This window comes from Burkholderia sp. Bp9004 (genome assembly GCF_003858025.1).
GTDB lineage: Bacteria > Pseudomonadota > Gammaproteobacteria > Burkholderiales > Burkholderiaceae > Burkholderia > Burkholderia diffusa.
Genome location: NZ_QTQD01000015.1, coordinates 36013 through 49262, shown reverse-complemented (window position 1 = coordinate 49262; position 13250 = coordinate 36013). Strand labels below are relative to the sequence as shown.

The following is a 13250-nucleotide window of genomic DNA, read 5'->3' as shown; positions in this document are numbered from 1 at the left end:
TTGGCGTCGGCGGTCGGTTCGGCGCCCGTCAGGCCGCGTATGCGCGCTGCAGCAGCGCGGCGACGTCGAGCGCGTGCGGATCGAAGCCGCCCGCGATGCGGCCCCAGTCGGGCGCGGCAAGCCGCGTCGCGATGAACGCGTCGGCGACGGCCGCGGGCGCGTCGCGCAGCAGCAGGCAGGCCTGCGCGACGAGCGCGAGCCGCTGCGCGAACACGCGGGCCGACGCCTCGAGCGTATCGGCCGGTGCCGCGAGCATCGCGCGCAGCGCATCGAGTGCCGCGCGGATGCGGGGCTCGCCCGCGCAGAGGTCGGTCAGCTCGTCGAAGAGCGCCGCGGCCGCGTCGGGTTCGCGCGATACCGCGCGCAGCACGTCGAGGCACATCACGTTGCCGGAGCCTTCCCAGATCGAGTTGACCGGCGCTTCGCGGAACAGCCGCGCGATCGGGCCGTCGTCGACGTAGCCGTTGCCGCCGAACACTTCCATCACCTCGCCGGTCAGCTCGACCGCGCGCTTGCAGACCCAGAATTTCGCGGCGGGCGTGACGATCCGCTTCCACGCGCGTTCGCGCGGCGAGTCGTCGCGCTCGAACGCGTCGGCGAGACGCATCGCGAGCGCGAGCGCGGCTTCGCTTTCGAGCGCGAGATCGGCGAGCACGGTGCGCATCAGCGGCTGCTCGGCGAGCGCGCGGCCGAACGCATGGCGCTGGCGCGTGTACGCGATCGCCTGCACGACGCCCTGGCGCAGCATCGCCGCGCTGCCGAGCACGCAGCTCAGCCGCGTGTACGTGGCCATCTCGATGATGGTCGGAATGCCGCGGCCTTCGTCGCCGAGCATGATGCCCCACGCGTCGTTCAACTCGATCTCGCTGCTCGAGTTGCTGCGGTTGCCGACCTTGTTCTTCAGCCGCTGGATCTCGACCGCGTTCTTCGTCCCGTCGGGCCGCCAGCGCGGCACGTAGAAGCACGACGGGCCGCCGGCCGCGGTGCGCGCGACGACCAGGTGCGCGTCGCACATCGGCGCGGAGAAGAACCACTTGTGGCCGCGCAGCCGGTATTCGCCGCCGCGTCCGCCCGCACCGACGGCACTCGCCAGCGTCGTGTTCGCGCGCACGTCGGAGCCGCCCTGTTTCTCGGTCATGCCCATGCCGAACCAGATCGAGCGCTTGTCGGCGACCGGCACGTCGCGCGGATCGTAGTCGTCGCTGTACAGCTTGTCGCGCAGCAGGTCCCACAGCGCGGGTTCCTTCTGCAGCACCGGAATCGCGGCCTGCGTCATCGTCGCCGGGCACAGCGTGCCGGCCTCGATCTGGCCGTGCAGGTAGAAGCCGGCCGCGGTCGCGGCCCAGCGGCCCGGGCGCGTATCGCGGAACGCGAGCGACACGAAGCCCTCGTTGCGGTACATGCCGAGCAGCGTGTGCCACGCCGGATGGAAGTCGACGCAGTCGATGCGCCGGCCGCGCCGGTCGAACGCGTTCAGTTCCGGCGGGTGGCGGTTTGCTTCGTCGGCGAGCCGCGCGGTGTCGGCGCTGCCGAGCCGCGCGCCGTACGCGTCGAGCTGCGGCACGGCCCAGCCGGCGCCCGCGCGGGCGAGTGCCTCGCGCAGCGCGACGTCGGTGGCGAAGAGGTTATAGTCGACCAGTTCGTCGAACTGGTTCGTGATGGCATGGGTCGATTCGGTCATCGGGCTGTCTCCGGTCTCGTGCTTCGCGGTCTGCCGGTCAAACGCGTTTCCGCTGAATTTCAGAGTAGCAAATATGCCGCCGCGACATGTTCAGGTTCCGGCGCCGCCCGGCCAGCCGGCGGCGCAACCCGCGCCCGCGTTGCGCCGCCGGCCGCGCCAGTCGCGCGCGCAGGCCACGTCCGAGGCGCTCCAGCAGGCCTTCGTTCAGCTTTTGCTCGAGCGCGGCTACGCGAAGGCGACGATCCGCGAGATCGCGGCCGTCGCGGGCGTGAGCGTCGGCACCTTCTACGAATACTTCGGCGACAAGCAGAGCCTCGCCGCGCTGTGCATCCACCGGCGCGTGCTGGCGCTGGCCGACCGGCTGCGCGAAGCGGCGCACGGGCTGCGCGGCGTGCCGCGCGCCGAGCTCGCGGCCGTGCTCGTCGACCTGCAGGTCGATGCGATCGCCGCCGACGCCGCGCCGTGGAGTGCGTTCTTCGCGCTGGAGCGGCAGGTGTCGCCGCTGTCCGCGTACCGCCGCCATTACGACGCGTATGTCGCGCTGTGGCGCGACGCGCTTGCGCAGTGCAGCGATCCGCCGCCGGCCGCGAGGCTCGACGGGATCGCGCGAATGGCGCATGCGGTCTGCTACGGCGGCGTGTCGCAGGCGCTGCTCACGCTCGGGCTCGCGCTGGACTTCGCCGCGTTGCGGGGCGAGTTGCAGGCCGTCCTCGGCGCCTATCTGGCGGCCGCGGGCGCGTGATGCGCGGCGTGGCCGTGCGTCCGGGCGGCCAGCGCAAGCCCGCCGCGAGTGTGGGCAGGCACAGGGAGGAGATGCCTGATGCGCATGCGTTGCCGGGCACATGGTCTTGGCATTGAGCCTTGCGCATGGCCGGTCATGAGAAAAATGCATGGCCGCCATGACGAACTTTCGATTGTCCGCCCTTATTGGCTCGGGCTAAATCATGCGTCACGAACCGGGCCGCGCGCGTCGCGCGGGCCGGCGCGAAGGACAATTGAAGGAGGAGTCATGCGAAGCGCCACCACGCCCCGATCGAAACTGCCGGACGTCGGGACGACGATCTTCACGGTGATCGGCCAGCTCGCCGCGCAGCACGATGCGCTGAACCTGTCGCAGGGCGCGCCGAACTTCGCGCCCGATCCGGCGCTCGTCGAGAGCGTCGCGCGCGCGATGCGCGACGGCCACAACCAGTACGCGCCGATGGCCGGCGTCGTGTCGCTGCGCGAACGCCTCGCGGAGAAGACGGAGGCGCTGTACGGCACGCGCTACGACCCGGGCACCGAGATCACGGTGATCGCGAGCGCGAGCGAAGGGCTCTACGCGGCGATCAGCGCGCTCGTGCATCCGGGCGACGAAGTGATCTATTTCGAGCCGTCGTTCGACAGCTATGCGCCGATCGTGCGGTTGCAGGGCGCGACGCCGGTCGCGATCAAGCTGTCGCCCGAGCATTTCCGCGTGAACTGGGACGAAGTGGCCGCGGCGATCACGCCGCGCACGCGAATGATCATCGTCAACACGCCGCACAACCCGACCGCGACGGTGTTCTCCGCCGACGATCTCGAACGGCTCGCGCAGCTCACGCGCAATACCGACATCGTGGTCCTGTCGGACGAGGTCTACGAGCACGTGGTGTTCGACGGCGCGCAACATCAGAGCGTCGCGCGTCACCGTGAGCTCGCCGAGCGCAGCGTGATCGTGTCGTCGTTCGGCAAGTCGTTCCACGTGACGGGCTGGCGGGTCGGCCATTGCATCGCGCCGGCCGAACTGATGGACGAGATCCGCAAGGTGCACCAATTCATGGTGTTCTCGGCCGATACGCCGATGCAGGTCGCGTTCGCGGAGATCCTCGCGCGGCCGGAAAGCTATCTCGGCCTGTCGGCGTTCTACCAGGCCAAGCGCGACCTGCTCGCGCGCGAGCTGGCCGGTTCGCGCTTCGAGCTGCTGCCGAGCGAAGGCTCGTTCTTCATGCTCGCGCGGTTCCGGCACTTCTCGGACGAACGCGACAGCGACTTCGTGCTGCGCCTGATCCGCGATGCGCGCGTCGCGACGATTCCGCTGTCGGCGTTCTATACCGACGGCACCGACGCCGGCGTGATCCGGCTCAGTTTCTCGAAAGACGACGCGACGCTGATCGAAGGCGCGCGGCGGTTGCGGTCGCTGTAAATCGCGGGCGCGGCCCGCACCCCAAGCAGGCGACGTGTACGTCGCACGGAAAGCCACCGACGGAACCGGAGCACGTGCGAACGCACGGCGCCGGCCGACAAGCCAGGAGATCACGATGAAGCATGCACACACACTCAAGCTCGCGTTCGCACTCGCGTGCGCGCTCGGTTCCGGCGCGGCGCTCGCCGACGGGCAGACGCTGCGTTTCGGCCTCGAGGCGCAATACCCGCCGTTCGAGTCGAAGGCGCCGAACGGCGACCTGCAGGGCTTCGACATCGACGTCGGCAACGCCGTCTGCCAGACCGCGAAGCTGTCGTGCAAGTGGGTCGAGACGTCGTTCGACGGGCTGATTCCCGCGCTGAAGGGCCGCAAGTTCGACGCGATCAATTCGGCGATGAACGCGACCGAGCAGCGGCGCCAGGCGATCGACTTCACGACGATCATCTACCGCGTGCCGACGCAGCTGATCGCGCGCACCGGCAGCGGCCTGCTGCCGACGCCGGAATCGCTGAAGGGCAAGCGCGTCGGCGTGTTGCAGGCATCGATCCAGGAAACCTACGCGAAGGCGCACTGGGAGCCGGCCGGCGTGTCGATCGTCGCGTACCAGGATCAGAACCAGGTGTATGCGGATCTCGTGGCGGGCCGTCTCGACGCGACGCTGGTGCTCGCGCCGGCCGGTCAGCGCGGTTTCCTGTCGCGCCCGGACGGCAACGGTTTCGCGTTCGTCGGCCAGCCGGTGCGCGACGACCGGATTCTCGGCAGCGGGATCGCGTTCGGCCTGCGCAAGGGCGACGACGCGCTGAAGGCGAAACTCGATTCCGCGATCGACAAGCTGAAGGCGGACGGCACGGTGAAGTCGCTCGGCCAGAAATACTTCGGCGATATCGACATCTCCACCAAATAACGGACGCACACGATGCAGAGCCTGGATACGGGCGCAGAGACCGGCGGCCACGGTGTGACGGTGCAGGCGGACGACGCGCTCGAGGCGGCGCTCGTCGCCGGCCTGGGCGACTCGCTGGTCACGCGGGCGGCCGAGATCGATCCGCGCTACTTCACCGCGTACAACGAGCCGGCCGGTGTGCGGCCGCGCGCGCTGGTGCGGCCGCGCAGCGTCGACGACGTGTCGCGCACGCTCGCGCTGTGCACGCGGCTCGGGCAGCCGGTCGTGCCGCAGGGCGGTCTCACCGGGCTCGCCCGCGGCGCGGTCGCGCTGGGCGGCGAGATCGTGCTGTCGATGGAGCGTTTCGCGGGTGTCGAGGCAATCGACGCGGCGGCGGGCACGATGACGGTGCGGGCCGGGACGCCGCTGCAGACGGTGCAGGAGGCCGCGGACGCGGCGGGCTTCACGTTCGGCGTCGACCTCGGCGCACGCGGTTCGTGCCAGATCGGCGGCATGCTCGCGACCAACGCGGGCGGCACGCGCGCGATTCGCTATGGAATGATGCGCGAGCAGGTGCTCGGGCTCGAGGCCGTGCTCGCCGACGGCACCATCGTGTCGTCGATGAACCGGATGCTGAAGAACAACGCGGGCTACGACCTGAAGCAGCTGTTCATCGGCAGCGAAGGCACGCTCGGCATCATCACGCGCGCCGTGCTGCGGCTGCATCCGAAGCTCGCCGCGCCGGCCACCGCGCTCTGCCGCGTGCATGGCTACGACGCCGTCGTCGGGTTGTGGAACCGCCTGCGCGCACTGCCCGAGATCGTCAGTTTCGAAGCGATGTGGCCGGCCTTCTACGACTACGTCGCGGGCCACACGCCCGGCGTCGTCGCGCCGTTCGCAGGCGACGGCGGCTTCGCGGTGCTGATCGAGTGCGCGACGAGCGCGCCGGGCGGCGATGCGCGGCAGGCGCTGGAAACCGGCCTGGCGGATGCGATCGACGCGGGGCTCGTCGACGATGCGGCGCTCGCGACGTCCGAGCGGCAGGCGCGCGACCTGTGGACGTTGCGCGAAGGCCTCGCGATCGATGCGCTGCCGCATCTGGTGAACTTCGACGTGAGCCTGCCGACGGGTGAGCTCGGCCTGTTCGCCTCGCGCTGCGAGGCGGCGTTGCGTGCGGTCTGGCCCGGCATCGTTTGCCTGTTCTTCGGCCACGTCGGCGACGGCAACGTGCATATCGGCGTATCGCTCACCGGCATGCGCGACGCGGACGCCGATGCGATCGATCGCTGCGTGTACGCAGTCGTTCGGGACGTGGGCGGCTCGGTGTCGGCGGAGCACGGCATCGGGATGCTCAAGCACGCCTATCTCGCGCACACGCGCAGCGAAGCGGAAATCGGCTTGATGCGGCGCCTGAAGGCCGCGCTCGATCCCGCCGGCGTGCTCAATCCCGGCAAGGTGCTTTGATCGGTACGCGCCGATGGTGGGCGCGTCAGCCGTCGACCCAGCGCAGCGCGCCGATCCTCAGGTGTTCGACGACGCTGCGCGCCCAGTCGAGTTCCGCGTTGAGCAGCACGAGCGCATGTTCGTTCTGCAACAGGAACAGGCGCGGCACCTGGTCGTTCTGCGCGGCGTTGCGCAGCGACTCGAGACGTTCGCGTTCGGCCTCGAGCGCGGCGATGCGGCGCTCGAGTTGCTGGCGCGCATCGTCGGCGTCGAGCAGCGGCAGGAATGCGAGACCGGCGCCGAACGCCGGAAACTCGCGCGCGGGCTCCGCGAGCAGCGTATGCAGCCACGCCTGCCCGGCCGTATGCCCGGCTTCGGTCAGCGTGTACAGCGTGCGTTCGGGAAACGCGCCGTCGCGCTCGGTGTCGTGCACCGCGATCAGCCCGTCGCGCAGCAGCCGGTCGATCGTCTGGTAGAGGCTCGTGCGCTGTCGCACGTTGACGACTTCGTCATAGCCGCGCGCCTTCAACTGCTGGAGCATTCCGTATGGATGCATCGGCGTTTCGGTGAGCGTCGCGAGGACCGCGAGCGCGAGCGGAGACGGGCGGCTTGTTGCCATGAATAGTTCGATTATGTCTAGTAAGAATATAACTAGTATCGTCTAGACTATCATATTCCACAAGCGTTTCAGCCGAGGTGTGAGCGCTTCGCAGCTGGTGCGACGGTTTCCATCGTCGTGAGACCGTGGACGATTCCGCAGTCCTCGACCGAATGTTCGCCGACGCACTGGCGGCGCAATTCGGTGAGCTGGTCGCGCAGATGCGTCAGTTCGGCGAGGCGCGCGTCGACGTGGCCGATGTGCTCGTCGAGCAGCGCGTTGACCGAATCGCACGGGTCGGCCGGCGTGTCGGTGAGCTGCAGCAGCGCACGGATTTCGTCGTGCGCCATGTCGAGCGCGCGGCAGTTGCGAATGAAGCGCAGCCGCTCGACGTGCACGTCGGTGTAGTTGCGGTAGTTCGCATCGGTGCGCTCGGCGTCCGGCATCAGCCCTTCCTTCTCGTAGAAGCGGATCGTCTCGGGCGTGCAGCGGGCCGCCTTGGCCAGTTCGCCGATCTTCATGGCTTTCTCCGTTGTAAGGGTTGACCTTGTAGTGGCTTCAGGGTGTTAACTCTACACCGTCAAGCCATAGAGGAGGTTGTCATGACCGACGCCCAGCGTACCCCCGACCCACGACACCGTCATGCAGGCGGCGCCGATGCGTGCTGCGCCGATGCGCGCAACACGCAGGCGGCGACCACTGCCGACGCGGCGCCGGCGGCCGGCGAGCACGCGCATGGCGACGCGGCGGCGCACCGCGCGCAGCCGCATCCATGCGGTCACGATCATGACCACGATCGCCCATCCGCGCACGGCACGGGGCACGATCACGACACCCATGCCGGCCACGCGCACGGCGACGGGCATGAGCATGGAGCGGCGTGCTCGCACGACCACGCGGCGCACGATCATGCCGGTCACGACCACGACCACGACCACGACCACGACCACGACCACGACCACGACCACGACCACGACCACGACCACGCGGCCGGCGCATGCTGCGCGCCGGCCGCGCTATCGCTCGCGCCGCTGCCGGTCGCGCGGGCGACCGCGTCGGGTCACGTCCGCTCGGCGTTCCGCATCATGCAGATGGACTGCCCGACCGAGGAAACCCTGATTCGCAAGAAGCTCGGCGGAATGGAGCAGGTGTCCGCGCTCGAATTCAACCTGATGCAGCGGATGCTGACCGTCGAACACGTGCCCGGTGCGCAACCGGCGATCGAAAGCGCGATCCGCACGCTCGGGATGACGCCGGAGGCCGCGTCGGCCGACGCACCGGCAGCATCCGTCGCGCCGCCGCCCGCGAAGCCGTGGTGGCCGCTTGCGGCGGCCGCCGTCGCCGCGATCGCATCCGAGGCGGTGAGCTGGGCCGGCCTGCCGACGTGGCTGTCGGCGGTGCTGGCGCTCGCGGCGGTGCTCGCATGCGGGCTGACCACGTACAAGAAGGGCTGGATCGCGATCCGCAACGGCAACCTGAACATCAACGCGCTGATGAGCATCGCGGTGACGGGCGCGATGGCGATCGGCCAGTGGCCGGAAGCCGCGATGGTGATGGTGCTGTTCACGATCGCCGAGCTGATCGAGGCGAAGTCGCTCGACCGCGCGCGCAACGCGATCCAGGGCCTGATGCAGCTCGCGCCGGACACCGCGACCGTGCAGGACGCCGACGGCACGTGGCGCACGATCGAGGCCGCGCAGGTCGCGCTCGGCGCGATCGTGCGCGTGAAGCCGGGCGAACGGATCGGGCTGGACGGCGAGGTCATCGCGGGCCGCTCGACGGTGAACCAGGCGCCGATCACCGGCGAGAGCCTGCCGGTCGACAAGACGGCAGGCGACGCGGTGTACGCGGGCACGATCAACGAAGCGGGTTCGTTCGACTATCGCGTGACGGCGGTTGCCGCCAACTCGACGCTCGCGCGGATCATTCACGCGGTCGAGGAAGCGCAGGGCGCGAAGGCACCGACGCAGCGCTTCGTCGACCAGTTCGCGCGCGTCTATACGCCGATCGTGTTCGCGGTCGCACTGCTGGTCGCGGTGGTGCCGCCGCTCGTCATGGGCGGCGCGTGGCACGACTGGATCTACCGCGCGTTGGTGCTGCTCGTGATCGCGTGCCCGTGCGCGCTGGTGATCTCGACGCCGGTGACGATCGTGTCGGGGCTCGCAGCCGCGGCGCGGCGCGGGATTCTCGTGAAGGGCGGCGTCTATCTGGAAGAAGGCCGCAAGCTCGCGTGGCTCGCGCTCGACAAGACCGGCACGATCACGCACGGCAAGCCCGTGCAGACCGATTTCGACCTGCATGCGACGGACGTCGACGCGGCGCGCGTGCGTCACCTCGGCGCGAGCCTCGCGGCGCGCTCCGATCACCCGGTGTCGCAGGCGATCGCCGCCGCGGCCCGCGACACGCAGACGGCAGCGTTCGCCGATGTAGAGGACTTCGAAGCACTCGTCGGGCGCGGTGTGCGCGGCACGATCGACGGTACGCGCTACTGGCTCGGCAACCACCGGCTCGTCGAGGAGCTCGAACGCTGCTCGCCGGCGCTGGAGGCGAAGCTCGACGCGCTCGAGCGGCAGGGCAAGAGCGTCGTGATGCTGGTCGACGACACGCGCGTGCTCGGCGTCTTCGCGGTGGCCGACACGATCAAGGACACCAGCCGCGCGGCGATCGCCGACCTGCACGCGCTCGGCATCCGCACCGCGATGCTGACCGGCGACAACCCGCACACCGCGGAGGCGATTGCGCGGCAGGCCGGCATCGACGATGCACGCGGCAACCAGTTGCCCGAGGACAAGCTCGCGGCGGTCGAGGAACTGACGGCGGGCGGTGCGGGCGCGGTCGGGATGGTCGGCGACGGCATCAACGACGCACCGGCGCTCGCGCGTGCCGACATCGGCTTCGCAATGGGCGCGATGGGCACCGACACGGCGATCGAGACGGCCGACGTCGCGCTGATGGACGACGACCTGCGCAAGATCCCCGCGTTCGTGCGGCTGTCGCGCGCGACGCACCGCGTGCTGGTGCAGAACATCGGCTTCGCGCTCGGCGTGAAAATCGTGTTCCTCGGCCTCACGGTCGCGGGGCTCGGCACGATGTGGATGGCTGTGTTTGCCGATGCGGGCGCGAGCCTGATCGTCGTCGGCAACGGGCTGCGGCTGCTGTCGAAGACGGGCGTGTTCGACGGCGCGACGGCGAAGCGATGAGGAGCGGGCGGTGAGCTTTCTGAAACGGATCCTGCGCGGCCACGGTGGTGGTCACGGCGGAGGTGGCCACGGCAGCGGGCAGGGCGGCGGCCACGGTGGCGGCCACGGTGGCGGCGGGCATCACGGCGGGCAGCAACGCCACGGTCACAGCGGCCACGATGCGCGCGGCCGCGACGGCTACGGCTGGGGCGGGCAGCCGTCGACCGACGCGCGGGACGGCCCGGGCGGTAACGTGCCGCTGCGCCGGCTCGCGTGCGCGGGCTGCGGCGCCCTCAATGCGTCGGATGCGCGTTTCTGCGCGCAGTGCGGTGCCGCGCAACGCGGCAAGTCCTGCAGCCGCTGCCATTCCGCGCTGGCGGCCGACGCCCGGTTCTGTCCCGGGTGCGGGACACAGGCTGCGTAAGTTTGTCGGCCATCCGCGCCGGCGGCGTCTGAACGCCGGCCGGCGCGCTTCGTTTCAGGGCCGGTGCAGGCACACTCGTCTTTCGATCAGCGCAGCGGCAGGTAGATCTCGGTGCGCAGGTCGGCCGGCGCCGCATTCATCGGCGTATTGAGGTACAGCTCGAACGGCGGCGCGTCGGCGGCTTCTCGGCCCGAGTGACGCAGCCAGTCGCCGTAGAGCCACTGGTAGGCCGTCTTCAGGTCCGCATACGGCCCCGTATGCAACAGCACCGCATATTCGCCGCCCGCCACTGTCACGCGCTCCACCGGCGGCACGGGCTCGACGTCCGGCGCACCGTCGGCGGGCATGAAGCAGGCCTTCGCGCGCAACTGCGCTTCGGGCGTGGTGTCCGGATCGTCGTAAAAAATGCCGATCATCTTCGCGCCGGGGCCGATCAACCCGTGCTGCCCGACCCATGCGCCGATCCGCATGAACGCCTCGCTGACCTTCAAGTACGAACCGGTGTGCGCTATCGCATAGCCGTGCAGTTCAGGCAGCTGCCGGATTTCGACTTCATGCTTGAACATGTCTTCTTCTCCTCGCTGTAACGGATAGATGGGCCGGTGGCTGCCCGTGCGCCGGTGCTGCGCCGGCGGCACACCGTATGCGTCGCGAAACGCCCGCGTGAACGCGTGCGTCGAACCGTAGCCCGCGCGCCGTGCGATCTCGTCGATCGGCCGCGCCGTGCAGACGAGATCCTCGGACGCGCGCACGATCCGCATCCGCCGCACCGTCAGCACGACCGACTCGCCATACAGCGCGCGATAGACGCGCTGCCAGTGATACGGCGACAGGCACGCGACTTCGGCAAGCCGGTTCAGGTCGAGCGGGCCGTCGAGGTGCGCGCGAATGTATTCGTGGACGCGCGCCACGCTGGCCGCGTAACGGATCCAGGCGAGCTGGTCGGGTTTCGTTTCGACGGTCATCGGCGTGTCCGGGCGGGACCCGACGTCACGGTAGCACGGGCCGAATTGATAAATCTTGCGGAAATGCGTAGGAGGCCGACAAATCCGGCCCCTTTTTATTATGACGAAATGGGGTCTTGCCCCCCTGCGATCTACGACTAAAGTTAAAGACGGTGAAATCGTATGATCGCGTCATTTTTCTCGGGTAAGTTGCTCGGACGGCAACGCACGGTTTTCGAAGTACGCAGGTAGTTCGTCGATGTTCAATCGCAACGCCACGTTTTTCGGGAGAAGAAGAAATGGATGCTTCCAGCTTCATCACGTCGCTGCAGACCACGCTAGGCGGATACCTGCCCAAGATCGCCGGCGCGATCGGCATCCTGGTGATCGGCTGGCTGATCGCCGTGGCGGTGCGTGCCGGCGCGCTCCGGCTGCTCAACGCGCTGAAGGTCGATCAGCGGATCAGCGAAAGCACCGGCCAGGGCGCGTACGTCGAGCGGATCATCGCCGGCGGCCTGTTCTGGCTCGTGCTGCTCGTCACCGCGGTGGGCATCTTCAACGTGCTCAACCTGTACGCGGTGTCCAATCCGTTCTCGCTGCTCGTCACGCACATCGTCAACTACCTGCCGAACCTGATCGGCGGCGCGGCGCTGACGCTGATCGCGTGGCTGATCGCATCGCTGCTGCGCAGCCTCGCGAACCGCGCGCTGAAGGCGAGCAAGGTCGACGACAAGCTGTCCGAAAGCGCAGGCATGCAGCCGATGAGCGGCTATCTCGGCGACGTGCTGTTCTGGCTCGTGATCCTGATGTTCCTGCCCGCGATTCTCGGGTCGTTCGCGCTGTCCGGCCTGCTGTCGCCGGTGCAGGGGATGGTCGACAAGCTGCTCGCGATCGTGCCGAACCTGTTCGCTGCCGCGGTGATCGGCATCGTCGGCTGGATCGTCGCGCGCGTGTTGCGCGGTCTCGTGACGAACCTGCTCGTCGCCGCCGGCGCCGATCGCCTGACGCAAAGCCTCGACAGCCCGACGCCGGTGCGCGTATCGAGCCTGATCGGCACCATCGTCTACGTGTTCGTGTTCGTGCCGACGCTGATCTCCGCGCTCGACGCGCTGAAGATCGACGCGATCTCGATTCCGGCCACCAACATGCTGAACCAGTTCCTCGGCGCGGTGCCGGACATCGTCGCGGCGATCGTGATCGTGCTCGTCACGTTCTACTTCGCGCGCTTCGTCGCGTCGCTCGCGCAGAAGCTGCTGGAAGCCGCCGGCGTCGACGGGCTGCCGGCCGTGCTCGGCGTCGAGCGCGTGTTCTCGGGGATCCTGCAGCCGTCGGTGCTGGTCGCGCGGCTGATCGTGTTCTTCGCGATGCTGTTCGCGTCGGTCGAGGCCGCGAACCGGCTCGGCTTCACGCAGGTGCGCGACGTCGTCACGCTGTTCATCGAATTCGGCGGCCACGTACTGATGGGCGGCGTGATCCTCGTGATCGGCGTGTGGCTCGCGGGCCTCGCGCGCCGCGTGATCGAGCAGGCGGACCGCGAGCACAGCGTGCTGTTCGCGCGCATCGCGCAATTCGCGATCCTCGGCCTGGTATTCGCGATGGGGCTGCGTGCGATGGGCATCGCCAACGAGATCGTGCAGCTCGCGTTCGGCCTCGTGCTCGGCGCGATCGCGGTGGCGGTCGCGCTGTCGTTCGGCCTCGGCGGCCGCGAAGCGGCCGGCAAGCTGCTCGATCGCTGGTTCAACCAGCGCGGCGGCGGGCAGTAAGCCTGCCGCGTGCCCGTCCGGCCGCTTCGCGCGGCCGGCGGTGGTGCCCGCAGGGGGCGGTCGGGCGTGCGCGCCCGGCACATCGACGCGCGTCGCACGGCCGGCCGGGCCGGCATTTCCGTCAGCGAAATGTCAGCCGTCGTCTTTGCCGAATTTCGATAACACGTCGTT

The 13250-nt window shown here is 69.1% G+C and carries 12 protein-coding genes; 7 read left to right on the top strand and 5 right to left on the bottom strand.

Annotation, left to right across the window (positions count from 1 at the left end; translation table 11 throughout):
- Nucleotides 1–28: 28 nt before the first annotated feature.
- The gene (locus DIE08_RS17810; protein ID WP_124902783.1) at nt 29–1681 is read right to left on the bottom strand and encodes an acyl-CoA dehydrogenase family protein; all 1653 of its coding nucleotides are present in this window, start codon (nt 1679–1681) and stop codon (nt 29–31) included.
- Between the two features lie 73 nt (nt 1682–1754).
- Here DIE08_RS17810 and DIE08_RS17805 point away from each other — a divergent pair, with 73 nt between their 5' ends.
- The 4 genes from DIE08_RS17805 (at nt 1755) to DIE08_RS17790 (ending at nt 6192) form a co-directional block, all read left to right on the top strand.
- Nucleotides 1755–2423 (top strand): TetR/AcrR family transcriptional regulator, encoded by a 669-nt coding sequence (locus DIE08_RS17805; protein ID WP_124902781.1) that lies wholly within the window; start codon nt 1755–1757, stop codon nt 2421–2423.
- 267 nt (nt 2424–2690) lie between these two features.
- Complete coding sequence (locus tag DIE08_RS17800) at nt 2691–3845, top strand: pyridoxal phosphate-dependent aminotransferase (protein WP_124902779.1); 1155 nt, start codon at nt 2691–2693, stop codon at nt 3843–3845.
- A gap of 115 nt (nt 3846–3960) precedes the next feature.
- Entirely contained in the window at nt 3961–4749 is a 789-nt protein-coding gene (locus DIE08_RS17795; protein WP_124627925.1) for an ABC transporter substrate-binding protein, read from the top strand.
- A 12-nt stretch (nt 4750–4761) separates the two neighbouring features.
- The gene (locus DIE08_RS17790) at nt 4762–6192 is read left to right on the top strand and encodes an FAD-binding oxidoreductase (RefSeq protein WP_124902777.1); all 1431 of its coding nucleotides are present in this window, start codon (nt 4762–4764) and stop codon (nt 6190–6192) included.
- A 25-nt stretch (nt 6193–6217) separates the two neighbouring features.
- Here DIE08_RS17790 and DIE08_RS17785 read toward each other — a convergent pair whose 3' ends face one another.
- The 3 genes from DIE08_RS17785 to DIE08_RS36240 all read right to left on the bottom strand — a co-directional run bounded on the left by DIE08_RS17785 (nt 6218) and on the right by DIE08_RS36240 (nt 7755).
- Nucleotides 6218–6790, bottom strand: a complete 573-nt coding sequence (locus DIE08_RS17785) for a PadR family transcriptional regulator (protein ID WP_124627929.1) — start codon at nt 6788–6790, stop codon at nt 6218–6220.
- A 68-nt stretch (nt 6791–6858) separates the two neighbouring features.
- The gene (gene cadR / locus DIE08_RS17780) at nt 6859–7290 is read right to left on the bottom strand and encodes a Cd(II)/Pb(II)-responsive transcriptional regulator (protein WP_059602032.1); all 432 of its coding nucleotides are present in this window, start codon (nt 7288–7290) and stop codon (nt 6859–6861) included.
- A 51-nt stretch (nt 7291–7341) separates the two neighbouring features.
- The gene (locus DIE08_RS36240) at nt 7342–7755 is read right to left on the bottom strand and encodes a hypothetical protein (RefSeq protein WP_260436540.1); all 414 of its coding nucleotides are present in this window, start codon (nt 7753–7755) and stop codon (nt 7342–7344) included.
- Between the two features lie 99 nt (nt 7756–7854).
- Here DIE08_RS36240 and DIE08_RS17775 point away from each other — a divergent pair, with 99 nt between their 5' ends.
- On the top strand, nt 7855–9969 hold the full coding sequence (locus DIE08_RS17775) for a heavy metal translocating P-type ATPase (RefSeq protein ID WP_260436539.1): 2115 nt from the start codon (nt 7855–7857) through the stop codon (nt 9967–9969).
- Between the two features lie 10 nt (nt 9970–9979).
- Nucleotides 9980–10372 carry a zinc ribbon domain-containing protein gene (locus DIE08_RS17770; protein WP_124902773.1) on the top strand — a complete coding sequence of 131 codons (393 nt, stop codon included), beginning with the start codon at nt 9980–9982 and terminating at the stop codon, nt 10370–10372.
- A gap of 86 nt (nt 10373–10458) precedes the next feature.
- On the opposite strand, the gene DIE08_RS17765 is transcribed toward DIE08_RS17770, so the two are convergent.
- Entirely contained in the window at nt 10459–11337 is an 879-nt protein-coding gene (locus DIE08_RS17765) for a GyrI-like domain-containing protein (protein WP_124902771.1), read from the bottom strand.
- 278 nt (nt 11338–11615) lie between these two features.
- Between DIE08_RS17765 and DIE08_RS17760 the strand changes: the two genes are divergently transcribed.
- A complete protein-coding gene (locus DIE08_RS17760; protein WP_124627937.1) occupies nt 11616–13079 on the top strand; it encodes a mechanosensitive ion channel in 1464 nt (487 codons plus the stop codon).
- Nucleotides 13080–13250 lie beyond the last annotated feature (171 nt).